At 63.8% G+C, this 19,816-nt stretch carries 21 protein-coding genes; 12 read left to right on the top strand and 9 right to left on the bottom strand.

The features are described from left to right. Positions 1-66: 66 nt before the first annotated feature. The gene (locus EOB49_RS24835; protein ID WP_127330057.1) at positions 67-1,389 is read right to left on the bottom strand and encodes a DUF3422 family protein; all 1,323 of its coding nucleotides are present in this window, start codon (positions 1,387-1,389) and stop codon (positions 67-69) included. Between the two features lie 202 nt (positions 1,390-1,591). Here EOB49_RS24835 and EOB49_RS24830 point away from each other — a divergent pair, with 202 nt between their 5' ends. From EOB49_RS24830 to EOB49_RS24820, 3 genes are read left to right on the top strand one after another with little or no spacing between them, the layout of a single operon-like run. Further along, positions 1,592-2,395, top strand: coding sequence for an FCD domain-containing protein (locus EOB49_RS24830; RefSeq protein WP_127382527.1), 804 nt, complete (start codon positions 1,592-1,594; stop codon positions 2,393-2,395). A 19-nt stretch (positions 2,396-2,414) separates the two neighbouring features. Continuing rightward, positions 2,415-3,551 carry an alpha-hydroxy acid oxidase gene (locus EOB49_RS24825; protein WP_127382526.1) on the top strand — a complete coding sequence of 379 codons (1,137 nt, stop codon included), beginning with the start codon at positions 2,415-2,417 and terminating at the stop codon, positions 3,549-3,551. A gap of 35 nt (positions 3,552-3,586) precedes the next feature. Continuing rightward, positions 3,587-4,360, top strand: coding sequence for a metallophosphoesterase (locus EOB49_RS24820; RefSeq protein ID WP_127382525.1), 774 nt, complete (start codon positions 3,587-3,589; stop codon positions 4,358-4,360). Positions 4,361-4,399: 39 nt separating this feature from the next. On the opposite strand, the gene EOB49_RS38650 is transcribed toward EOB49_RS24820, so the two are convergent. Together EOB49_RS38650 and EOB49_RS24810 are read right to left on the bottom strand one after the other, a co-directional pair. Continuing rightward, positions 4,400-4,531, bottom strand: a complete 132-nt coding sequence (locus tag EOB49_RS38650) for a hypothetical protein (protein ID WP_281060565.1) — start codon at positions 4,529-4,531, stop codon at positions 4,400-4,402. A 293-nt stretch (positions 4,532-4,824) separates the two neighbouring features. Then, positions 4,825-5,523: a type 1 glutamine amidotransferase gene (locus EOB49_RS24810; RefSeq protein WP_127382523.1), complete on the bottom strand. Its 699-nt coding sequence runs from the start codon at positions 5,521-5,523 to the stop codon at positions 4,825-4,827. An 87-nt stretch (positions 5,524-5,610) separates the two neighbouring features. Here EOB49_RS24810 and EOB49_RS24805 point away from each other — a divergent pair, with 87 nt between their 5' ends. The 6 genes from EOB49_RS24805 (at position 5,611) to EOB49_RS24780 (ending at position 10,155) form a co-directional block, all read left to right on the top strand. Further along, positions 5,611-6,258, top strand: coding sequence for a hypothetical protein (locus EOB49_RS24805; protein WP_127382522.1), 648 nt, complete (start codon positions 5,611-5,613; stop codon positions 6,256-6,258). 31 nt (positions 6,259-6,289) lie between these two features. Continuing rightward, positions 6,290-7,024, top strand: coding sequence for a 16S rRNA (uracil(1498)-N(3))-methyltransferase (locus EOB49_RS24800; protein WP_127382521.1), 735 nt, complete (start codon positions 6,290-6,292; stop codon positions 7,022-7,024). Positions 7,025-7,168: 144 nt separating this feature from the next. Next, the gene (locus tag EOB49_RS24795) at positions 7,169-8,542 is read left to right on the top strand and encodes a glutamate--cysteine ligase (RefSeq protein WP_127382520.1); all 1,374 of its coding nucleotides are present in this window, start codon (positions 7,169-7,171) and stop codon (positions 8,540-8,542) included. Between the two features lie 100 nt (positions 8,543-8,642). Beyond that, positions 8,643-9,686, top strand: a complete 1,044-nt coding sequence (locus EOB49_RS24790) for a DUF937 domain-containing protein (protein ID WP_127322315.1) — start codon at positions 8,643-8,645, stop codon at positions 9,684-9,686. A 9-nt stretch (positions 9,687-9,695) separates the two neighbouring features. Beyond that, positions 9,696-9,947 carry a type II toxin-antitoxin system HicA family toxin gene (locus EOB49_RS24785; RefSeq protein WP_127382519.1) on the top strand — a complete coding sequence of 84 codons (252 nt, stop codon included), beginning with the start codon at positions 9,696-9,698 and terminating at the stop codon, positions 9,945-9,947. Further along, positions 9,931-10,155 (top strand): type II toxin-antitoxin system HicB family antitoxin, encoded by a 225-nt coding sequence (locus EOB49_RS24780; protein WP_023756835.1) that lies wholly within the window; start codon positions 9,931-9,933, stop codon positions 10,153-10,155. Before EOB49_RS24785 ends, EOB49_RS24780 begins: the two co-directional genes overlap by 17 nt. Positions 10,156-10,300: 145 nt before the next feature. Here EOB49_RS24780 and EOB49_RS24775 read toward each other — a convergent pair whose 3' ends face one another. After that, on the bottom strand, positions 10,301-10,591 hold the full coding sequence (locus EOB49_RS24775; protein WP_127382518.1) for a DUF1127 domain-containing protein: 291 nt from the start codon (positions 10,589-10,591) through the stop codon (positions 10,301-10,303). Positions 10,592-10,769: 178 nt separating this feature from the next. On the opposite strand from EOB49_RS24775, the gene EOB49_RS24770 reads away from it, so the two are divergent. The 3 genes from EOB49_RS24770 to EOB49_RS24760 all read left to right on the top strand — a co-directional run bounded on the left by EOB49_RS24770 (position 10,770) and on the right by EOB49_RS24760 (position 14,561). After that, entirely contained in the window at positions 10,770-11,726 is a 957-nt protein-coding gene (locus tag EOB49_RS24770) for a LysR substrate-binding domain-containing protein (protein ID WP_127322317.1), read from the top strand. A gap of 80 nt (positions 11,727-11,806) precedes the next feature. After that, positions 11,807-13,438, top strand: coding sequence for an exodeoxyribonuclease VII large subunit (xseA, locus tag EOB49_RS24765; protein ID WP_127382517.1), 1,632 nt, complete (start codon positions 11,807-11,809; stop codon positions 13,436-13,438). Between the two features lie 4 nt (positions 13,439-13,442). Further along, entirely contained in the window at positions 13,443-14,561 is a 1,119-nt protein-coding gene (locus EOB49_RS24760; RefSeq protein ID WP_127382516.1) for a P1 family peptidase, read from the top strand. Between the two features lie 69 nt (positions 14,562-14,630). On the opposite strand, the gene EOB49_RS24755 is transcribed toward EOB49_RS24760, so the two are convergent. From EOB49_RS24755 to eutB, 5 genes are all read right to left on the bottom strand, one after another. Continuing rightward, entirely contained in the window at positions 14,631-14,885 is a 255-nt protein-coding gene (locus tag EOB49_RS24755; RefSeq protein WP_127271474.1) for a DUF768 domain-containing protein, read from the bottom strand. Between the two features lie 470 nt (positions 14,886-15,355). Beyond that, on the bottom strand, positions 15,356-16,360 hold the full coding sequence (gene doeB, locus EOB49_RS24750) for a N(2)-acetyl-L-2,4-diaminobutanoate deacetylase DoeB (RefSeq protein WP_164781797.1): 1,005 nt from the start codon (positions 16,358-16,360) through the stop codon (positions 15,356-15,358). Next, positions 16,360-17,538, bottom strand: coding sequence for an ectoine hydrolase DoeA (gene doeA / locus EOB49_RS24745; protein ID WP_127382514.1), 1,179 nt, complete (start codon positions 17,536-17,538; stop codon positions 16,360-16,362). The genes doeB and doeA overlap by 1 nt, the downstream gene beginning before the upstream one ends. A 154-nt stretch (positions 17,539-17,692) precedes the next feature. After that, complete coding sequence (gene eutC, locus EOB49_RS24740) at positions 17,693-18,685, bottom strand: ectoine utilization protein EutC (protein WP_127382513.1); 993 nt, start codon at positions 18,683-18,685, stop codon at positions 17,693-17,695. Next, on the bottom strand, positions 18,682-19,677 hold the full coding sequence (eutB, locus tag EOB49_RS24735) for a hydroxyectoine utilization dehydratase EutB (protein WP_127382512.1): 996 nt from the start codon (positions 19,675-19,677) through the stop codon (positions 18,682-18,684). The genes eutC and eutB overlap by 4 nt, the downstream gene beginning before the upstream one ends. Positions 19,678-19,816: the final 139 nt, after the last annotated feature.

The raw sequence follows: 19,816 nt of genomic DNA, 5'->3' as shown, positions 1-19,816 counted from the left end.
GTCTCACCCTCCCCCGCGCGGCGCTCTACGAGGACCCCCACCCCATAAGTGGGAGGGTGAGCAGATCTATTCGCCGGGCGGCTTGCCGGGTTCGGAGTGCATCTTGCGCACGCGGCGTACGCCCCACCAGACCAGCAGGATGGCGACAGGCACCGAAGCAGCGGTAATGATCTCCGGCGCGAAGGCATGGCCGAAGATCGAGGCACCCTTGGCGACATAGCCGACAAGGCCGACCACATAATAGGAAACTGCGGCGACCGAGAGCCCCTCGACGGTCTGCTGCAGCCGCAGTTGCAGGCGGGCGCGGTTGTTCATCGAGGCAAGCAGGTCGCGGTTCTGTTTCTCGACCTCGACATCGACCCAGGTGCGCAGCAGTGTCGTGGCGCGGGTCAGTTTTCGCGACAGATTTTCCTGCCGCTCCTCGACCGAGCGGCAGGTGCGCATTGCGGGCGCCACCCGGCGCTGCAGGAACCCGCGCCATGTGTCATAGCCGGGCACAGCCTCTTCCTCGAGCGCCTCCAGCCGTTCGCCGACGATGCCGTCATAGGCACGGCTGGCGCCGAAACGGTAAAGGCTCGACGCCGCGTCCGCCTCCAACTCCGCCGCAAGTTCGGTCAGATCGGCCAGCAAGGTCTGGCTGTCACGAGTCCCGGCGACCTTCATCTCCAGCGTGGTCTGCGCCAGCCGGTCTTCGATGCGGCGGGCGCGGCCGGACAAGGTCAGCGCCAGCGGCAGGCCGAGCATGGCCAGCGTCCGATAGGTTTCGATGTCGATAAGCCGCTGCGACAACGCGCCGGTACGCGCCGGGGTCAAGCCGCGATCGAGCAGCAGCATGCGCGTCAGGCCATCGCCATCCTGCCGAAAATCGGTGACGATGGCGGCGTTTCCGCGCTCGACCAGCGAGTAGCACAGGCTGGTCGGATCGAAACCGGCTATCAGCTGCTCGCTCGCTTGCGTCCATTTGCGGATTTCGAGCCTGATGCCGGAGATGCAGGTTCCCGGCGGCGAAAACCCGTTGCCGAAGGGGGAGTCCTCCTGCGTCCTGCCGCTTTCGGAAAGCGGCCCTTCCCACAAATAGGTCGAGAACTCGGTGTGACGCTCCCAGCGCAGCGAGCCCTTGCCCCATTTCATGGCATGATGGCGGGCCTGGCGGTCGGGCGCGGCGATGCCGAGGCGCCGCGACAATTCGGAAAGCACCGCGTGGTCGACGCCCGAGCCACCCTCCGTCATGAAGGCGAGTTGCATCAGGACGCGTGGCTTTTCGATCAGCGGGTGCGGCCGGGCATGAACCTCGCCGAGTGCGCCGGGCCGGCCCTCATGCGCGGGAAAGCCCATGACGCTGCCCTTGGCGCGCGGCTGGAATTCGAGATCGGACGGGTCGTCTGACACGGCTTGTTCCCTGGGTTTCCTTGAACCTCTTGCACGCGCGTCCCTCTAGTGCCAATGGCCTGATGACGCAAACGGCAAAGGTAGCCGAAGATGATGGCATCGGGCGGAAAATCCGCGCGCTTTTGTCAATTGGATAAATAATTTGACCAGTTGGCGAGGCAGGCTCTATTCTGCGACACCGGTTCACCTTCCAGGCATTCTGTTGAGCGACATTTTTTCCAGGATCGAGCATTCGCGCACCGCCGACGAGGTGGTGCAGCAAATCGAGAGCCTCATCCTCGAAGGCGTGCTGCGCACCGGCGACCGGCTGCCGGGCGAGCGCGAGCTTGCACGCCAGTTCGACGTATCCCGGCCGATCCTGCGTGATGCGCTGAAGTCACTGGAAGGACGCGGCCTTTTGACGACAAGGCCCGGCGGCGGCACGCATGTCGCCGATGTCATCGGCCAGCTCTTCACCAAACCGGTGACGGACCTGATCTCGATGCACCGCAAGGCAGTGACCGATTATCTGGAATATCGCCGCGAGATCGAAGGGGTCGCGGCTGAATACGCGGCACGGCGCGCCACTGCGGACGACATGGCGCTGCTCGACAAGATCATGGCACGTATGGACGATGCGCACCGGACCGGCGACTTCGACGACGAGGCCGAGATCGATGTCGAGTTCCACCACGCGATCTGCGAATGCGCGCACAACATCATCCTTTTGCACACGTTGCGCTCCTGTTACCGGCTGTTGTCGGAGGGCGTGTTCCAGAACCGGCTGCTGGTGTTCACCGTGCCAGGCGCGCGCGACGCCCTGCTGGCGCAGCACCGCGCGATCCATGCGGCGGTGAAGGCCGGCGATCCGGATGCTGCCCGGCAAGCGGCGATGGAGCACATCACCTATGTCGAACGGTCGATGGCGGAGGCCGAGCGCAGCGGCGACTGGCAGCGCGTTTCGCGACTGAGGTTGAAACAGCGCGTCGACGCCACCGATACAGAACCAGCACGCAAACGCTCCTAGCTATCGAAACGGGAAGCCCATGAGCCAGATCCTGACCATCGCCGACCTCAAGGACCTCGCCCGCCGGCGCGTGCCGAAGATGTTCTTCGACTATGCCGATTCCGGTTCGTGGACCGAAAGCACGTATCGGGCCAACGAAGAGGACTTTCAGAAGATCAAGTTCCGCCAGCGCGTGCTCGTCGATATGGACAACCGTTCGCTGGCATCGACGATGATCGGCGAAAAAGTGTCGATGCCGGTGGCATTGGCGCCAACCGGCATGACCGGCATGCAGCACGCCAATGGCGAGATGCTGGCGGCGCAGGCGGCGGAGGAATTCGGCGTGCCGTTTACCTTGTCGACGATGAGCATCTGCTCGATCGAGGATGTCGCCTCGGTAACCACGAAGCCGTTCTGGTTTCAGCTCTATGTGCTGCGTGACAAGGAGTTCGTGCTCAACCTGATCGACAGGGCAAAGGCGGCGAAATGCTCGGCGCTCGTGCTGACGCTCGACCTGCAGATTCTCGGTCAGCGCCACAAGGACATCCGCAATGGGCTTTCGGCGCCACCCAAGCTGACGCTGACGAACATCATCGACATGGCCATCCGTCCGCACTGGTGCGCCGCCATGGCCGGCACGAAGCGGCGGACCTTCCGCAACATTGTCGGCCACGCCAAGGGCGTCGGCAACATGGCCTCGCTGGCATCGTGGACGACGGAGCAGTTCGACCCGCATCTGTCGTGGAAGGACGTCGCCTGGATCAAGGAGCGCTGGGGCGGCAAGCTGATCCTCAAGGGCATTCTCGACAAGGAGGACGCGCTGATGGCGGCCAAGACCGGCGCCGACGCGATCATCGTTTCCAACCATGGCGGGCGCCAGCTCGATGGTGCGTCGTCGTCGATCGGCGTTCTGGAAGAGATTGCCGACGCGGTCGGCGACACGATCGAAGTGCATATGGATGGCGGCATCCGCTCCGGCCAGGATGTCCTGAAGGCGCTTTGCCTAGGTGCCAAGGGAACCTATATCGGCCGGCCATTTCTTTACGGCCTGGGTGCGCTTGGCAAGGAAGGGGTTACCAAGGCGTTGGAAATCATCCGCAAGGAGATGGACATCACGCTGGCCCTGTGCGGAAAGCGTCTTGTCACCGACATGGGCAAGGACCAGCTCCGGCGCTAAGCCCGTGACCGCACGACCACGGAGACACCGAAAAATTGGCAGAACCCGGCATCCATTTTCTCGACGCGCATGGGCCGGAAGGTGTGCGTCTTTACGCGATCGGCGACGTCCACGGCCGGCTCGACCTGCTGGCCGCCATGCATCGGCGCATCAGGGCCGAGATCGAGCAGGCCCCACCTGCCGACTGGCGCGTCATCCATCTTGGCGACTATGTCGACCGCGGGCCGGACTCGAAGGGCGTCATCGATTTCCTGATCGAGGCGCAAGAGCGCGACCCTCGTCACCTGATGCTGACCGGCAACCACGACATCGGCTTTCTCGACTTTCTCAAGACCCCTGACCCGGAAGGACTTTTCATCCGGTTCGGCGGCATCCAAACGGCACAGTCTTACGGCGTGGCGATCAGTGAAGGCACAAGCTTATGGTTCGGCAAGGCCGAATCGGCCGTGCGCAGAGGACATCAGGCCCTGGTCGAGGCCGTGCCGCAAAGCCACATCGATTTCCTGCGTTCGCTGCCGTTCTCCGTGACTTTCGGGGACTTCTTCTTCTGCCATGCCGGCATCAGGCCGGGCACTCCTCTAGGAAAACAAAGTCCGCAGGATCTGATCTGGATCCGCGACGTCTTCCATAACCACCCCGACCTCTATCCGAAGATCGTGGTGCACGGCCACACGCCGGTGCCGGAGGCGGAAGTGATGGCCAACCGCGTCAACGTCGACACGCTTGCCTGGCAATCAGGCATGCTGAGCGCGCTCGTCGTCGACGGCGCGGACAAACGCATCCTGACAATGACGATCAAGGAAGCTTGAGCGTCGCCCGTCGGAGGACGCGAAAGACGCTTCCCGCTTTTAGCGCAGAGAGGCGGTGACGCCGTAACCGTCGACGGCGTTGTGGTTGTTGGCTGCGTCGGCGGCATAGATGCCGAGACCGCACAGCACGATGGCGGACAACATGGCAAAGGACAGAAACGCTGCTTTCACGGAGGTCATCTCTTGTTGAGCTTTCTGCATCTGTGCACCAGGCGGTTACCAATGCGTTGAAACGAAGAATTCGCTTCAAAGTTTCGACGATTTTGCGCTTCTAGGCATGTTCTGTATCAACGGTGTGTCGCGCGGGTCACACAAAAGGTTCATAGCCGTTGCACAGAAGATGCAGAGCGCGCGCCTTCTAGGATGGCGGGCGGACACAAGCCAAGAACGAAACGGTTTTCCCCAGGCGGTTTCACCGCCACGTGCCAATTATGCCACGCTGGAGGGTACGGAGAGACCAACGCTCAAATGGTCGCCACCCAGGCGCGGGCAATGGCGAGGCCAGCAGCATCCGCATCGGGCCCGTTGCGGGCCATTTCGCCATCGAGCTTGCCGGCCCAGTCGGGATGGCGAGCGGCGATGGTCGGGGCAAAGGACGTACTCCAGTCCTTGACCATCGGCCGGTCGGCCTCGAAGTGAAACTGGAAACCGTAGACGGCGCGGCCGACGCGAAATGCCTGGTTCTCGGCGACATCGTTGCCGGCAAGCCGCACGGCGGCCTCAGGCAGCACGAAGGTGTCGTCATGCCACTGGAAGATCGGGAATTTCTCCGGCAACGCGCCCAGCACCGGATCGCCCTTGGCGTCCGCCGTCAGAGACACGCCGTGCCAGCCGAACTCATTGGCGCCCCCGATGCGGTTTTCGCCGCCGAAGGCACGGGCGACGAGTTGGCTGCCCAGGCAAATGCCGAGCACGGCGCGATCCTTGTCGGCAAAGTCGCGGGTCAGTTCGAGCAGTGCCGGGAAATAGGGGTACTCATCGTCGGCCAGCGCGTTCTGGCCGCCGCCGAGCACGATCATGGCATCATGCCCGGCCGCGTCATCCGGCAGGGGATCGCCTTTGTAAGGGAGACGCAGGTCGAGATCGGCACCCGCTTCCGCAAGTGCTGCGCCGACTTGGCCGAGGCCGGTATTGTCGTAGTTCTGGACCACCAGCACCCGCATCACAAAACCCTGCTGACATGAAAAGATGCGAGGAGCGATATCATGCCGCTCGCATTGCAGCCAAGATGCGTGTCCGGAGAGAAAACTATGCCACTGCAGAACCGGGTCGATCCGTTCGGTACCATCCGCGCTGTGCCCGATCGCGGCATGTTCACCGGCAATCGCGGCATTATCCACGACCCCGAGACAAAGACGCTCAAGAAAAAGCGCTGGGCGCTTCCGGCCTGGATCATCTGCGTCCGCCAATTCCGCGATGTGCGGCGCGAACCGATGGGCCGCAACCGGAAGGGCGGCAAAGCGGGCTGGACAGAACTGTTCTTCCTCGACGAGGTGACGGCATTGGCGGCCGGGCATCGCCCCTGCTTCTTTTGCCAGCGCGAACGGGCCAGGGATTTCGTCGGCCGCTTCGGCGACGCGTTCGGCATTGCCGAACCGCGCGCGCCGATGGTCGACAAGCGGCTGCACAAGGAGCGGCTGGCCTCGGGCGGCAGGCCGCCAGGGATTGCTGTTGAAGACCTTGCCGGCCTGCCGGACGGCGCCATGGTTGCGGATGGTCGCACTGTTTATGCCCTGCGTAGGGGCAAGACGCTGCGCTGGTCGTTTGCGGGATATGGCCCACCCGCAGATTTCGGCCTGCTCAAAGGCAGGACGCTGTCGCTGCTGACGCCGGCCACGACGCTCGCCGTGCTGCGGCATGGCTTTCGGCCGGTGTGGCATCCTACCGCCGAGGCTTGACGCCGGCGGCCGGCTCGCTCATTCCTCGGCGATGCGCGCCAATTACAAGATGCAACGTCTGTTCGTGCCCGACGATCTCGCGCCGGATGTCGAGTTCGACGCTGGCCAACAGCAGAGCCACTATCTCCTGCATGTGCTGCGGCTTGGCGAAGGCGCCGAAATCCTGGTGTTCAATGGCCGCGACGGGGAGTGGTCAGCGGCCATATCAGCGAAGACGAAAAGGGCGGTGCGGCTGAAGGTGTCAGCGCTGCAGCGGCCGCAGCCGCCGCTGCCTGATCTCGTCTACTGCTTTGCGCCACTGAAGCAGGGCCGGCTCGACTATCTCGTGCAGAAGGCGGTCGAGATGGGCGCCGGCATCCTGCAGCCGGTCATCACCCAGCACACGCAAGTGGCCAAGCCGTCGATCGATCGCCTGCGCGCCAATGTCGTCGAAGCCGCCGAACAATGCGGCATCCTGGCGGTGCCTCAGGTGCGCGAAGCCGAAAAATTCGACCGCCTGCTGACCGGTTGGGACACAGAGCGACGGCTGATCTTCTGCGATGAGGATGCTTCGACCAACAATCCGCTGGCCGCGCTGCAGGCGGTCAAGGAAAAGAAGCTTGGGCTGCTGGTCGGGCCGGAGGGCGGTTTTTCCGACGACGAGCGCAAGATGCTGCGCGCCCTGCCCTTCGTCACCGCCATTCCGCTCGGCCCGCGTATCCTGCGCGCCGACACCGCGGCGGTGGCCGCGCTCGCGGTGATGCAGGCAACTGTCGGAGACTGGTGAGACGTCATCCCTTGCAAGGGATGCAGAGTTCCAGCAACGTTCAATTCCTGTTGACCTGTGGCTCAGGATTTTTCGCTTGATCGTCTGCTGACATTTCGTCCATTTACTGCCGGCGGTCATCCGGCCGCCTCTGAGGGTACCATCATGGCGCGCGATACGACCGATTTCCGCCCGATCGAAGGTGTCGACGAACTCGTCGAGCATCTGGCCGAAGGCAACAAGCCGCGCGACAAATGGCGCATCGGCACCGAGCACGAGAAATTCCCCTTCTATGTCGACGGCAATGCACCGGTCCCCTATGGCGGCGAGCGCGGCATCCGCGCCATTCTCGAAGGCATGCAGTCAAAGCTCGGCTGGGATCCGATCGTCGATGACGGCCGCATCATCGGCCTGGTCGAGCCGACCGGTCAGGGTGCGATTTCGCTGGAACCCGGCGGCCAGTTCGAGCTTTCCGGCGCACCGCTGGAAACGATCCACCAGACCTGCCGCGAGGGCAACGCCCATCTGGCGCAGGTGCGCGAGATCGCCGAGCCGATGGGCATCCGTTTCCTCGGCCTCGGCGGCAGCCCGAAATGGTCGCTGGCCGAGACGCCGAAAATGCCGAAATCGCGCTATGAGATCATGACGCGCTACATGCCCAAGGTCGGCACCAAGGGCCTCGACATGATGTACCGCACCTGCACGATCCAGGTGAATCTCGACTTCGAGAGCGAGGCCGACATGCGCCGCAAGATGCAGGTGTCGTTGAAGCTGCAGCCGCTGTCGACGGCATTGTTCGCCAATTCGCCTTTCACCGAAAGCCACCCGAACGGCTTGCAGAGCTGGCGCGGCGATATCTGGCGCGACACCGACAACCAGCGCTCGGGCCTGCTCGAATTCTGCTTCTCGCCCGATTTCGGTTTCGCCGACTATGTCGAATGGGCGCTCGACGTGCCGATGTATTTCGTCATCCGCGACGGCCACTATCACGACATGACGCACATCACCTTCCGTCAGTTCATGGCCGGTGCCGCGCGCAATCAGGTGCCGGACGGGCTGCCGACAATGGGCGACTGGGCGAACCATCTGTCGACGCTGTTCCCGGACGTGCGGCTGAAGCGCTTCCTTGAGATGCGCGGCGCCGATGGCGGGCCATGGCGGCGCATCTGCGCGCTGCCTGCGTTCTGGGTCGGGCTGCTCTATGATGAAGCCGCACTCGATGCCGCCGAGGCGTTGACGTCGAGCTGGACGTATGGAGAAACGCTGGCGATGCGCAACGCCGTGCCGGAACAAGGCATTTCCGCACCGTTCCGCAACACCACGCTGCGCGAGATCGCGCGTGACGTGATGGTCATTTCCCGCATGGGCCTGAAGAACCGTGGCAAGAAGAACCGCGACGGTTATGACGAGACCTCGTTCCTCAACACGCTCGACGAGGTCGTGGCGCGCGGCACAACCAGCGCCGAGGAGATGCTGTCGGCCTACCACACGCGCTGGGGCGGCTCGATCGAGCCGGTGTTCATGGAATACGCCTATTAACCCTCGGATCTGGCAAAGCTGACCGGCCGGCAAAAGTCGCTTCAATCGGAAGTGGAAACAAACTAGGCTTCTTCGGCGAGGATTTCCGGAGGAGAGACCAATGCCTTCCTTGTTCGACATGCTGACACAGGCCCAGAACGGCAACGGCATGCAGGCCCTTGCCCAGCAATACGGGCTTTCGATGCAGCAGACGCAAGCCGCGGTCGCCGCATTGCTGCCGGCCTTTTCGCAGGGGCTGCAGCGCAACACAGCCGACCCTTACGGGCTCGGCGCCTTCATGACGGCGATGGCCAGCGGCCAGCACGCCAAGTATTTCGAGGACGCAACCCGGGCCTTCTCGCCGCAAGGCGTCGATGAGGGCAACGGCATTCTCGGGCACCTGTTCGGCTCGAAAGACCTGTCTCGCGCCGTGGCCAGCCAGGCGGCGCAAGCCAGCGGCGTCAATCAGCAGATCCTGCAGCAGATGCTGCCGGCCATCGCCTCGATGGTCATGGGCGGGCTGTTCAAGCAGACGACAAATCAGATGCAGGCCGCCGGCGGCTTTGGCGGCGGCGGCAACAATCCGCTGGGCGAGATCATCGAGCAGATGATGCGGCAAGGCGGCGGCATGCAGGCCCCGGCGCCGCAGCCGCGCCAGGCGCCGGCACCCCAGAACCCGATGGACAACCCGCTCGGCAAGGTATTGCAGGACATGTTCGGCGGCGGTGCGCCTCAGCCACAGCCGCAAAGCCAGCCGCAGCCGCAGCCCAATCCCTACGGCGAAAACCCACTTGGCAAGGTGCTGCAGGACATGTTCGGCGGTGGCGCGCCTCAGCCGCAGCCGCAAGGGCGGGCGCAGCCGCAGCAGACACAAAGCCCCTACGGAGACAATCCGCTGGGGAAAATCTTCGAGGAGATGCTGCGGCAAGGTGGCGGTGGCTTAGGCGGCATCCCTGGCGGACAGCCGGCGCCGCAACAGCCTCAAGCGCCCCCACAGCAGCGTCAGGCACCGCAGCCACAGGCCGATCCGAGCGGCAGGCCGAAAAATCCGTTCGACGACCTGTTCGGCAAGATGTTCGAGACCGGCGCCCAGCAGCGTGACGACTACCAGAAGGGAGTCGAGACGATCTTCGACCAGTTCAAGCGGGATATGGACCGACGGTAGGCGACATCCGTGGGTAAGAGACTGGAGCAGATGCGCCGCAATCCGCGCGGCGACTGGTCGATAGCCGATGTGAAGGCGGTTTGTGACGAAGCTGGTGTCCAATGCGTGCCGCCAAGGTCAGGCGGTTCACACTACAAGGTCTATCATTCGGCAATGACCGATATTTTGACTGTGCCTTTCAAACGCCCGATCAAACCCGTATATATCCGAAAGCTCGTGGCATTTATCGACGAGGCAAAGAGACATGATGGACAGACTTGAATATCCGGTCGTCATTGCGCCACTTTCTGCGGAGGATGGAGGCGGTTTTTCGGCTTTGGTGCCTGATCTGCCAGGTTGCGTGAGTGATGGCGACACTCCTGAAGAGGCCATCGCTAATGTCCAGGACGCCATAGCATCTTGGATAGAGGCCGCGCATGAGCTCGGCAGATCGATACCAAGGCCATCGCGAAAGCTGGCATTCGCCTGACAGCCAAAGGAAAAGCCCGGTCCTGGGAGGACCGGGCAGAGTGCAGGCGGGCCGGGGGGATCCGGCAGGGAGTGGGAGCCTGCATACTCGTCAGTCGCGTCGAACCCCGAAAAGGTTCGCGGCAACCCAAACAACAAGCATCAGATCAGGCCACCTTGCGAGCGATGTCCTCGATCGTTTCGATGCGATCGCTGGCGATTTCGCGCAGCATCGCCGTCGGGTCGCGGCCAAACGGCACGTCGATGGCGACGTGCAGGTCGCCGCGCGTCAGGCCGATATCGGCGAGTTCGGCGTCCGACATCTCGCCAAGACGGTAGAAGGCGCGGCGGTTTTTCCAAGCGCGGTAGACGTTGGAGACGGTGTTGGCCACGCGCGTCGCAACGGCCGGACGCGAGGTGATGCGCGAGGTCTCGGTGGCGAAATCGAACGTGGTCATTGTCGGTCTCCTTCAGACTCGAACGGGCAAAACCAGGCGATCGGCGCTGGCAACAGCGGCCGTTCCGGCTTCGATTCACATGCCTTCATGTGGACAATGCCAATTTGCCATCGGCCGATTGATTAATCCAACGAATGTTTCTAATCTTTACCATCAACACCAGTGATGGATCATGTCGATGAAATCGCCGCTCGATCTCGATCAGTTGCAGACCTTCATCTCGATCGCCGATACCGGCAGCTTCACCAGGGCGGCCGAAGAGGTGCACCGGACCCAGTCGGCGGTTTCGATGCAGATGCGTCGGCTGGAGGAGCGGCTCGGCAAGCCGCTGTTCGAAAAAGACGGGCGCACCAACAGATTGACCGAGGAAGGCGACAAGCTGCTTTCCTATGCGCGGCGGCTGCTCTATCTCAACCGTGAGACGCTGGCTGCCTTCGACGACCGGCGGCTCGAAGGCACGATCCGCATCGGCACGCCCGACGACTATGCCGACCGTTTCCTGCCCGAGATCATGGCGCGGTTCACGCGCTCCAATCCGCGCGTCGAACTGACCGTCATCTGCGAGCCGACACCGGGGCTGGTCGAGCATATCAAGCGCGGCAATCTCGACCTCGCGCTGGTGACTCACAACGACGTACGCGGCCAGTCGGAGGTGGTGCGGCGCGAACCGCTGCTGTGGGTCACCTCGGCCAACCATGCGACGCATGAGCAGGAAACGCTGCCGATGGCCTTCGGCCGGCCGAACTGCATCTGGCGGCGCGCCGCCGTCGATGTGCTCGACCAGCAGAATCGCGACTATCGCATCCTGTTCACCAGTTTCTCGGCCACCGTCATCACCGCCGCGGTGCTTTCGGGCCTCGCGATCTCGGTGCTGCCGGAATGCGCGCTGCGGCCCGGCATGCGGGTGCTGAGCGAAGCCGACGGCTTCGGCGCCCTGCCCGATTGCCGCATCGGCATCATGCGCGGCCAGACGTCGCGGCCGGAGATCGTCGATGCGCTCGCCCGCCATATTTCGGAAAGCCTGGACAACATCTCCGTGCCGGTCGGTGAAGACCCCGGGACATTCGATTTCGCGACGCTCGCCTTCACCAAGCTGCGGCGAACCAAGCCGAACCAGATCCTGCCCGGCTGGTAGGGGTCAGGTATGCGGGTTATGAACGGCTGGCCCGACGCAACCGCCTTGACGCGGGCGCCCAACCGTTCCCCAATCGACCGATGAGCGAAGCAGCATCCGAATCACGCACCAACGCCGCCGAATACACGGTGAGCGAGATTTCCGGCGCGCTGAAGCGCACGGTCGAGGACGTTTTCGGCAATGTGCGGGTGCGTGGCGAAATATCAGGCTACCGAGGACCGCATTCGTCCGGTCATGCTTATTTCGCGTTGAAGGACGACCGTGCCCGTCTCGACGCCGTGGTCTGGAAAGGCACGATGAGCCGGCTGAAATTCCGTCCCGAAGAGGGCATGGAGGTGATCGCCACCGGCAAGCTCACCACCTATCCCGGCAAGTCCAACTACCAGATCGTCATCGACAATCTGGAGCCTGCCGGCGCCGGCGCGCTGATGGCGCTGCTGGAGGAGCGCAAGCTGCGGCTACAGGCCGAGGGGCTGTTCGATGCCGGCCGCAAGCGGTTGCTGCCGTTCATGCCGCGCGTCATCGGCGTCGTCACCTCGCCGACGGGGTCCGTCATCCGAGACATCATCCACCGCATCAAGGACCGCTTTCCGCTGCACATCCTGGTCTGGCCGGTGCGTGTTCAGGGCGAGACGTCAGGCGCGGAAGTCGCCGCCGCGGTCAACGGCTTCGACGCGCTGGCATGGGACGGCGCCATCCAGCGTCCCGATCTATTGATCGTGGCGCGTGGCGGCGGCAGCCTCGAAGACCTCTGGGGGTTCAACGACGAGGCGCTCGCCCGCGCGGTTGCTGCTTCCGGCATTCCGGTGATCTCGGCTGTCGGCCACGAGACCGACTGGACGCTGATCGACCTCGTTGCCGACGTGCGGGCGCCGACACCGACTGGTGCAGCCGAAATCGCCGTGCCGGTGAAGGCCGATCTCGAAGCAACGCTTGCCAGTCTCGGTGCGCGGCTGAAAGCGGCGGTCCTGCGCAATTTCGAACGCAAGCGGCAGGCCGCCCGTGCCGCCGCCCGGGCTTTGCCCTCGCCCGATCAATTGCTGGCGCTGCCGCGGCGACGCCTCGACGAGGCGACATCCAGGCTCGGCCGGGGCCTGTTGGTCTCCACCGAACGCAAGCGTGCAAGGTTTTTTGCCGTAAAGCTGACACCGGCAATGCTGTCGCAGCGCATTGCCGAGGCGCGGCGCACCAACGAACGCAATCTTTTGCGAGCACAAGGGGCACTGCGCGCGTTGGCAAGAGCCCGGCGTTCGGAGCTTAACCGAGCGGCGGATCAATTGCCAAAATGTGCCAGGGCATCGCTGCAGCGGCACAAGCAGCAACTGGCGATGCTGCAAGGCCGCATCACGATCGAGCCGACGGCACGGCGGCAACGCGTGCAGAGGGATTTGCTGACAGCTTTGACAAGACGCGGCACGCAAGCAGTGGTGCTCAGGCTGGAGCGCCTGCGCGGCCGTGTCGTCCAGGCCGACAGGTTGATGGCGTCGCTATCGCACAAGGCCGTCCTGGCCCGCGGCTTTGCGCTGGTGAGGGATGCGGATGGCGCCGTCGTCAAGCAGGCTGCCGACGTGGCGTCGGGGATGGCGCTTTCGCTGGAGTTCGCCGACGGCATCGCCGATGCGGTGGCGATCACCGGCACGGCAAAACCGAAAGCCGTGGCCAAGCCGGCGGCCAAGGCCAAGGAGCCGGGCAATCAGGGATCCCTGTTCTGAGACCATGACCGACAATCCGCATCATCTGACAACGCCCTCAGGCAAACCGCGCGCGCGAAATTTCGGCATCGGCTTCGATGGGCGGCCCGGACCGTTTAACGCGATCACCGATGTGCCCGGCGTGACGGTCGGCTACGCTACGCTGATTTCGGGCGATGGCGCGCTTGTCGTCGGCGAGGGACCGGTGCGCACCGGCGTGACCGCGATCCTACCCAGGCCGCTCGCCGACCTCGCCACGCCGGTCTTCGCCGGCATTTTCAGCCAGAACGGAAACGGCGAACTGACCGGCTCGCACATCGTCGAGGAAACCGGCGCTTTCAACTTCCCGATCACCATCACCAACACCCATTCCTGCGGTGTCTCACGCGACGGCACGCTGCGCTGGATGCAAAGCGTGCTGCCGGCAGCGCTCGACAGCGGCTGGGGGCTGCCGGTGGCGGCGGAGACCTATGACGGCTTCCTCAACGACATCAACGGCCACCATTTGACGTCAGAGCATGTTGCGCAGGCTCTCGACGGTGCCGCCGGCGGGCCTATCGAGGAAGGCAGCGTCGGCGGCGGCACCGGCATGATCACCTTCGGCTTCAAGGCCGGCTCCGGCACGGCGTCGCGCATCGTCGAATGGCAAGGCCGTGCCTACACCGTCGGCGCCTTCGTGCAGTCTAATTTTGGAAAACGGCGCAATATCACCATTCGCGGCCTGCGCGCCGGGCCGGAGCTTCTCGAACCGGCGGTCCGCGAAGGCACACCGCGTGCTGAAAAGGGCTCGATCATTGCCGTCGTCGCCACCAACGCACCGTTCCTGCCGCATCAGATGAAGCGGCTGGCCCGCCGGGTGCCGCTCGGCGTCGCCATGACCGGCGGCTTCGGCTATCACAGTTCAGGCGACATTTTTATCGCCTTCTCGACCGCCAATGCGAGCGCGGCGCTGGCGCCCTCCGGCCGCACCGCCAGCGCCGATTTTATTCCGGACACCGATATCGATCCGTTTTTCGATGCAGTGATCCAGACCGTGGAGGAAGCAATCCTCAACGCGCTGGTTGCCAATGACGATATGACCGGACGCGACGGAAATTTCGTGCCGGCGCTGCCAAAGGCGTGGCTGAAGGAGAAGTTTGGCTGAAGACAAAAACGCGGGCCACAAGCACGCGCTGGAACACGTCGCCGCCATGCGATCATTCCGCGGCTTTGATCATTCCGCGGCTTTTCCGGGGGCCTGCTGGCTTTCCTCGGCCTCGGCCGCTTCCTCAAGCCGGGATGCGATAAGTTCCTGGATATCGCCGACTTCTTCCTGGATGTCCTCCAGCGGGATGCCGACCTCGGCCGCCTCGGCGGCGCACTCCTTGGCCAGGGTTTCGGCCTGCTTGTCGATCCTTGCCTGGGAGGACTGGCAATGGACCTTTTCGCCGATCCATCCCCGCAAGAATTCGATGGCGTGTTCACTCATACTGCTGTTCCCTGGCGGCAAAGCCGGTTGGTAATCATAAACGTCGACATCCCGCAAAGGATGCATGTCCCCATTCCAGCCGAGTCGCGGTCGTCCGGCAAGCCAATGCCGTCCAAGGTCCACAGAGCCATAGGAAATCGAGGGGTCAAGAGCATTTTCTGATTCTGGAGGGGTCGGTACCGTTGGCTGGGTCACGCCCAGCGCTGCGCCACTGTTTCTATTTGCTTTTTTCCGGTTTCCGAGCCGATTTCCGTCACAATAGATGGCGCAACACACTACACATTCACAGTTGCTTCGAGGTGCTGCCCTCGGGCACGCAGGTCGAAGCCGCCGCTATATAGTGACATCCTCCTGCAATGTCGACTCCGCTCGCCATGCTGCTTCTTTCCGCCGCGCCGAAGGCTCCGCAACGGATCAAGAGCAAGTGACGATGGACGCGAACCGGGTGGAGCAAGCCTCGGCGGAATCGCTCAGACGTGCACAGCCACCACCGCCGCGCAGTCGCCGGCCTTGACCAGCCCGGGGAAATGCCGCGCCGCCAGCATGCCCGACATTTTTGCCCGGATCTCCTGCGGGGCGATGCCGGTGCGGCCGGTGGAATGGATGCGCGCCAGCACCGAGCCTTCTTCGACGGGCTCACCGAGATCGACCATGGTTTCGATCATGCCGTCATCTTCGGCGAAGGAGAAACAATCGCCCGACGGCATGTCGAGCCACTGGGTTCGAGTCTTCTCGACCGCACCATCTACAATGCCCGCATGGCGCAGTACGTTGAGAATGCCGCGCCGCGCGATCCGCACCGTCTGCGCACGCGACGTGCCGCCGCCGCCAAGCTCGGTGCTGACGAAGACCTTGCCCATCTCCTCGGCTGCCGTGTCATACATGCCGACGGCGTCGATCTCGATCATGCGCATCGAGAACGGGGCAGCGAAGGCCGCGACCGCGTCGAAGGCTTTCTGTTCCAGCGCCTTGTCGGGCAAAGTATGCGCGGCGCAGAACGGCACGAAGTCCAGCGTCTTGCCGCCGGAATGGAAGTCGAACACGATGTCGGCGCGGGGAAGCAGCTCACGCTGGAAATAATCAGCGATCTTCTCGGTCACCGTTCCGTCCGGCCGGCCGGGAAAGCTGCGGTTCATGTTGCCCCTGTCGATCGGCGAGGTGCGCGTGCCGGCGCGAAAGGCCGGATAGTTCATGGCCGGCACGATGATCACCGTGCCGCTGACGTGCTTGGGATCGAGGGTCCTGGCGAGATCGTAGAGGGCCAGCGGCCCCTCATACTCATCGCCATGGTTGCCGCCGGTCAGCAGCGCTGCCGGCCCGTTGCCGTTGCGGATGACGCAGATCGGGATCATCACCGAGCCCCACGCCGAATCGTCGCGGCTGTAGGGCAAGCGCAGGAAACCGTGCTGGATGCCGTCGCAGTCGAAATCGACGGTCGGCGCGACCGGTGATGGATGTAGATTCGACATCGGCATCAATCCTTCACCACCAGCTTGCGCGGCACATTGGCCAGGCACTCCACACCGGTTTCGGTGATCAGGATGGACTCGGTGATCTCCAGTCCCATCGTTTCCAGCCACAGGCCGGTCATGAAATGGAAGGTCATGCCGGGCTTGAGCTCGGTGCGGTCGCCGGGACGCAGGCTCATCGTGCGCTCGCCCCAGTCCGGCGGATAGGACAGGCCGATCGAGTAGCCGGTGCGGTTGTCCTTGACGATACCGTATCGCTTGAGAACACCAAAGAAGGCGTTGGCGATGTCCTCGCAGGCGTTGCCGGGTTTCGCGGCGGCCAGCCCCGCTTCCATACCTTCCAGCGTCGCCTTCTCGGCATCGAGGAATTCCTGCGTCGGCTTGCCTAGGAAGACGGTGCGCGACAGCGGGCAGTGATAGCGGTTGTAGCAGCCGGCGATCTCGAAGAAGGTGCCCTCGCCCCGCTTCATCGGTCTGTCGTCCCAGGTCAGATGCGGCGCCGAGGCATCGGCACCCGACGGCAGCAGCGGCACGATCGCCGGATAGTCGCCGCCAATTCCGTCGACGCCTCGCGTGCCGGCATCATAGATTTCGGCGACGAGATCGCATTTGCGCATGCCGACCTCGATCTTGTCGAAGATGCGCTGATGCATGGCCTCGACGATGCGGGCCGCCTTGCGCATATAATCGATCTCGATCGGGCTCTTCACCGCACGCTGCCAGTTGACCAGCGCGGTGGCATCGACAAAGCGGGCATTGGGCAAATGCTTCTGCAGCGACGCAAAGGCGGCCGCCGAGAACCAGTAATTGTCCATTTCGACGCCGACTGTCAGCTTGCCCCAGCCGCGATCCGCAAGCACGCTGGCCAAAAAATCCATCGGGTGGCGCTCGGTCGACTGCACATAGTGATCGGCATAGCCGACGATATTGTCGTGCGCGAGATAAGCGGTGCGCTTGGCGCCGTTGGCGTCCTGGCCGCGGCCGTACCAGACCGGCTCGCCCGAAGGCGGCACGATAACCGCCTGGTGCACATAGAACGACCAGCCGTCATAGCCGGTCAACCAGGCCATGTTGGAAGGATCGCTGACAACAAGAAGATCGACGCCCTTGGCCTCCATGGCCTTGCGTGTCTTGGCGAGGCGATCCGCATATTCGCCGCGCGAGAATCTCAGGTTCGGTTGCATTGTTCTTGGTCCTCGTTTGTTGGGCCTTGCGGCCGGTATCAGCTTTGAATCCAACTCGTCGTTCTTGTTTGAGCGTGATCTCTGGACAAACGGAAAACCGTTTGTCCGAGAAAACCGGTTCCCACTTTTCCGGATCATGCTCCTGCGGCCAGCATCAGCTTTCGAAAATGGCCCCGGAACCGGCCACCCGCGCACGGTCTCGAGCGAGCGTGGCGATCGCCGTGTCCTGGACGCCAGTGCCGGTGAGATCGGCGATGGTGATGTCGCTGGCCGAGCGCCGTCCGTGTTTCGCGCCGGCGATGATCTGGCCGAGTTCGGTCACCTCATCCTCGGCGGCCATCACGCCCGCCGCGATTGCATGATGCAGCTCACCCAGCCGCTTTGTCTGGCGGCCACTGTCAGCGGCATAGAGATCGGCCATGCGCAGGATTGCCGGCGCGATCTCGTTCTTGTGCTCGGCGTCCGATCCCATCGCGGTGATGTGCTGCCCTGCGGAAACGAAGCCGGCCTTGATCAGCGGCTCGGTTGAAGGCGTCGTGGTGACGATGATGTCGGCGCCGGCGACCGCGTTTGCCGCGTCCGGCTCGGCGCGCACGAGAATGCCGAGCTTTTCGCGCAAGGCTCCGGCTGTCGCCTCGGCCTTTGCCGCATCGCGCGCCCAGATGCGCGCCTCGGTGATCGGCCGCACCAGCATGAGTGCTTCCAGTTGCAGCCCGGCCTGTACGCCCGCGCCGAAGATCGCGGCAACGGACGAGTCTTGCCGCGACAGATGTTTGGCGGCGACGGCGCCGGCAGCAGCGGTTCGGATATCCGTGAGATAGCCGTTGTCGAGCAGCAGTGCCTCGACCAGGCCGGTTTTGGACGACAGCAGCACCATCATGCCGTTGACGCTGGGCAGGCCGAGCTTCGGATTGTCGAAGAACCCGGGGCTGATCTTGATGGCGAAACCGTCAATGCCAGGCACATAGGCGGTCTTCACGTCGACTTCGCCGCGATGCTCGGGAATGTCTAGCCGCAGGATCGGCGGCATTGCCACCGGCAGAGTGGCAAGCGCACGGAAGGCGTTTTCGACGCAGGCGACGGCACCGAGATCGAGCGTCACGATCTTGCGCAATTCTTTCTCAGTGAGGATCGTCATCCGGCTCATGCGGCACGCTCCTTAAGCGATGGAGCCTCGCCGCAGACGATCCTGCGGTGCGCGTCCATGTCGATGTTGCGGCCGGAGAGAAGCACGACCACCGGCCCGTCCGACTTGACCTTGCCGGCCAGCAGTGCGGCGATGCCGACCGCGCCGGCACCCTCGACGATCTCGCGCTCCTGCGCATAGGTGTGGCGGATGCCCGCGGCGATCTCGTCTTCACTGAGCAGGACGACATCGTCGAGCAGGTCGCGGCACATGGCGAAGGTCAGCCGATTTTCGAGTCCGATGCCGCCGCCGAGCGAATCCGCCAGCGTCGGCAATTCTTCCACCAGCACCGGCTGGCCCGCATCGAGGCTGGCCTTCATCGCCGCGCCACGCGCCATCGAGACACCGATGATTTTTGTGCCGGGGCTGACGCCTTTGATGGCTGTAGCAACCCCTGAGGCGAGCCCACCGCCGGAGAGCTGGACCAGAACGAGGGCGGCATCCGGGACCTGCTCGATCATCTCAAGCCCGAGCGTGCCTTGCCCGGCGATAATGTCGGGATGGTCGAAGGGCGGCAGCATCATCAGCCCCTCTTGCGCCACCAGCCGATCGACCTCCTGTTGGGCATCGTCCTGGCTGTCGCCGACGATGCGGACCTCCGCGCCAAGCCGGCGGATCTCGTCGAGCTTGTTGCCGGGTACCAGGCGCGACATGCAGATTACGGCGCGCATGCCCTCAAGCTTCGCCGCATGCGCCAGCGCGCGGCCATGATTGCCGGTCGAGGCCGCGACCACGCCCTGCGCCTTCTGTTCGGCGTTCAACGAGGCGACGGCGTTCGAGGCGCCACGCAGCTTGAAGCTGCCGGTGGTCTGCCGGTGTTCGAGCTTGAGGTGAACGGGGACGCCCAGTTGTTCGGATAGGCTCGGGGACAGCACGGTCGGCGTACGCTCGACTTTGCCGGCGATACGGTCACGGGCGATACGGATGTCCGCTAGGGCGACGGCGCGCGTCATGGGGCGACCCCCTCTGGCCTGCCGGCCATCTCCCCCTCGAGGGGGGAGATTGGCAGCTTCGACGCTGCCGTTCTTCCTGTCACGTCGGTGATTGGCGAAAGCCGGGCAGCAGCTAATCTCCCCCCTCGAGGGGGAGATG

Source organism: Mesorhizobium sp. M7A.F.Ca.MR.148.00.0.0, from assembly GCF_003997735.1.
GTDB lineage: Bacteria > Pseudomonadota > Alphaproteobacteria > Rhizobiales > Rhizobiaceae > Mesorhizobium.
This window is presented reverse-complemented; position numbering and strand designations above follow the sequence as displayed.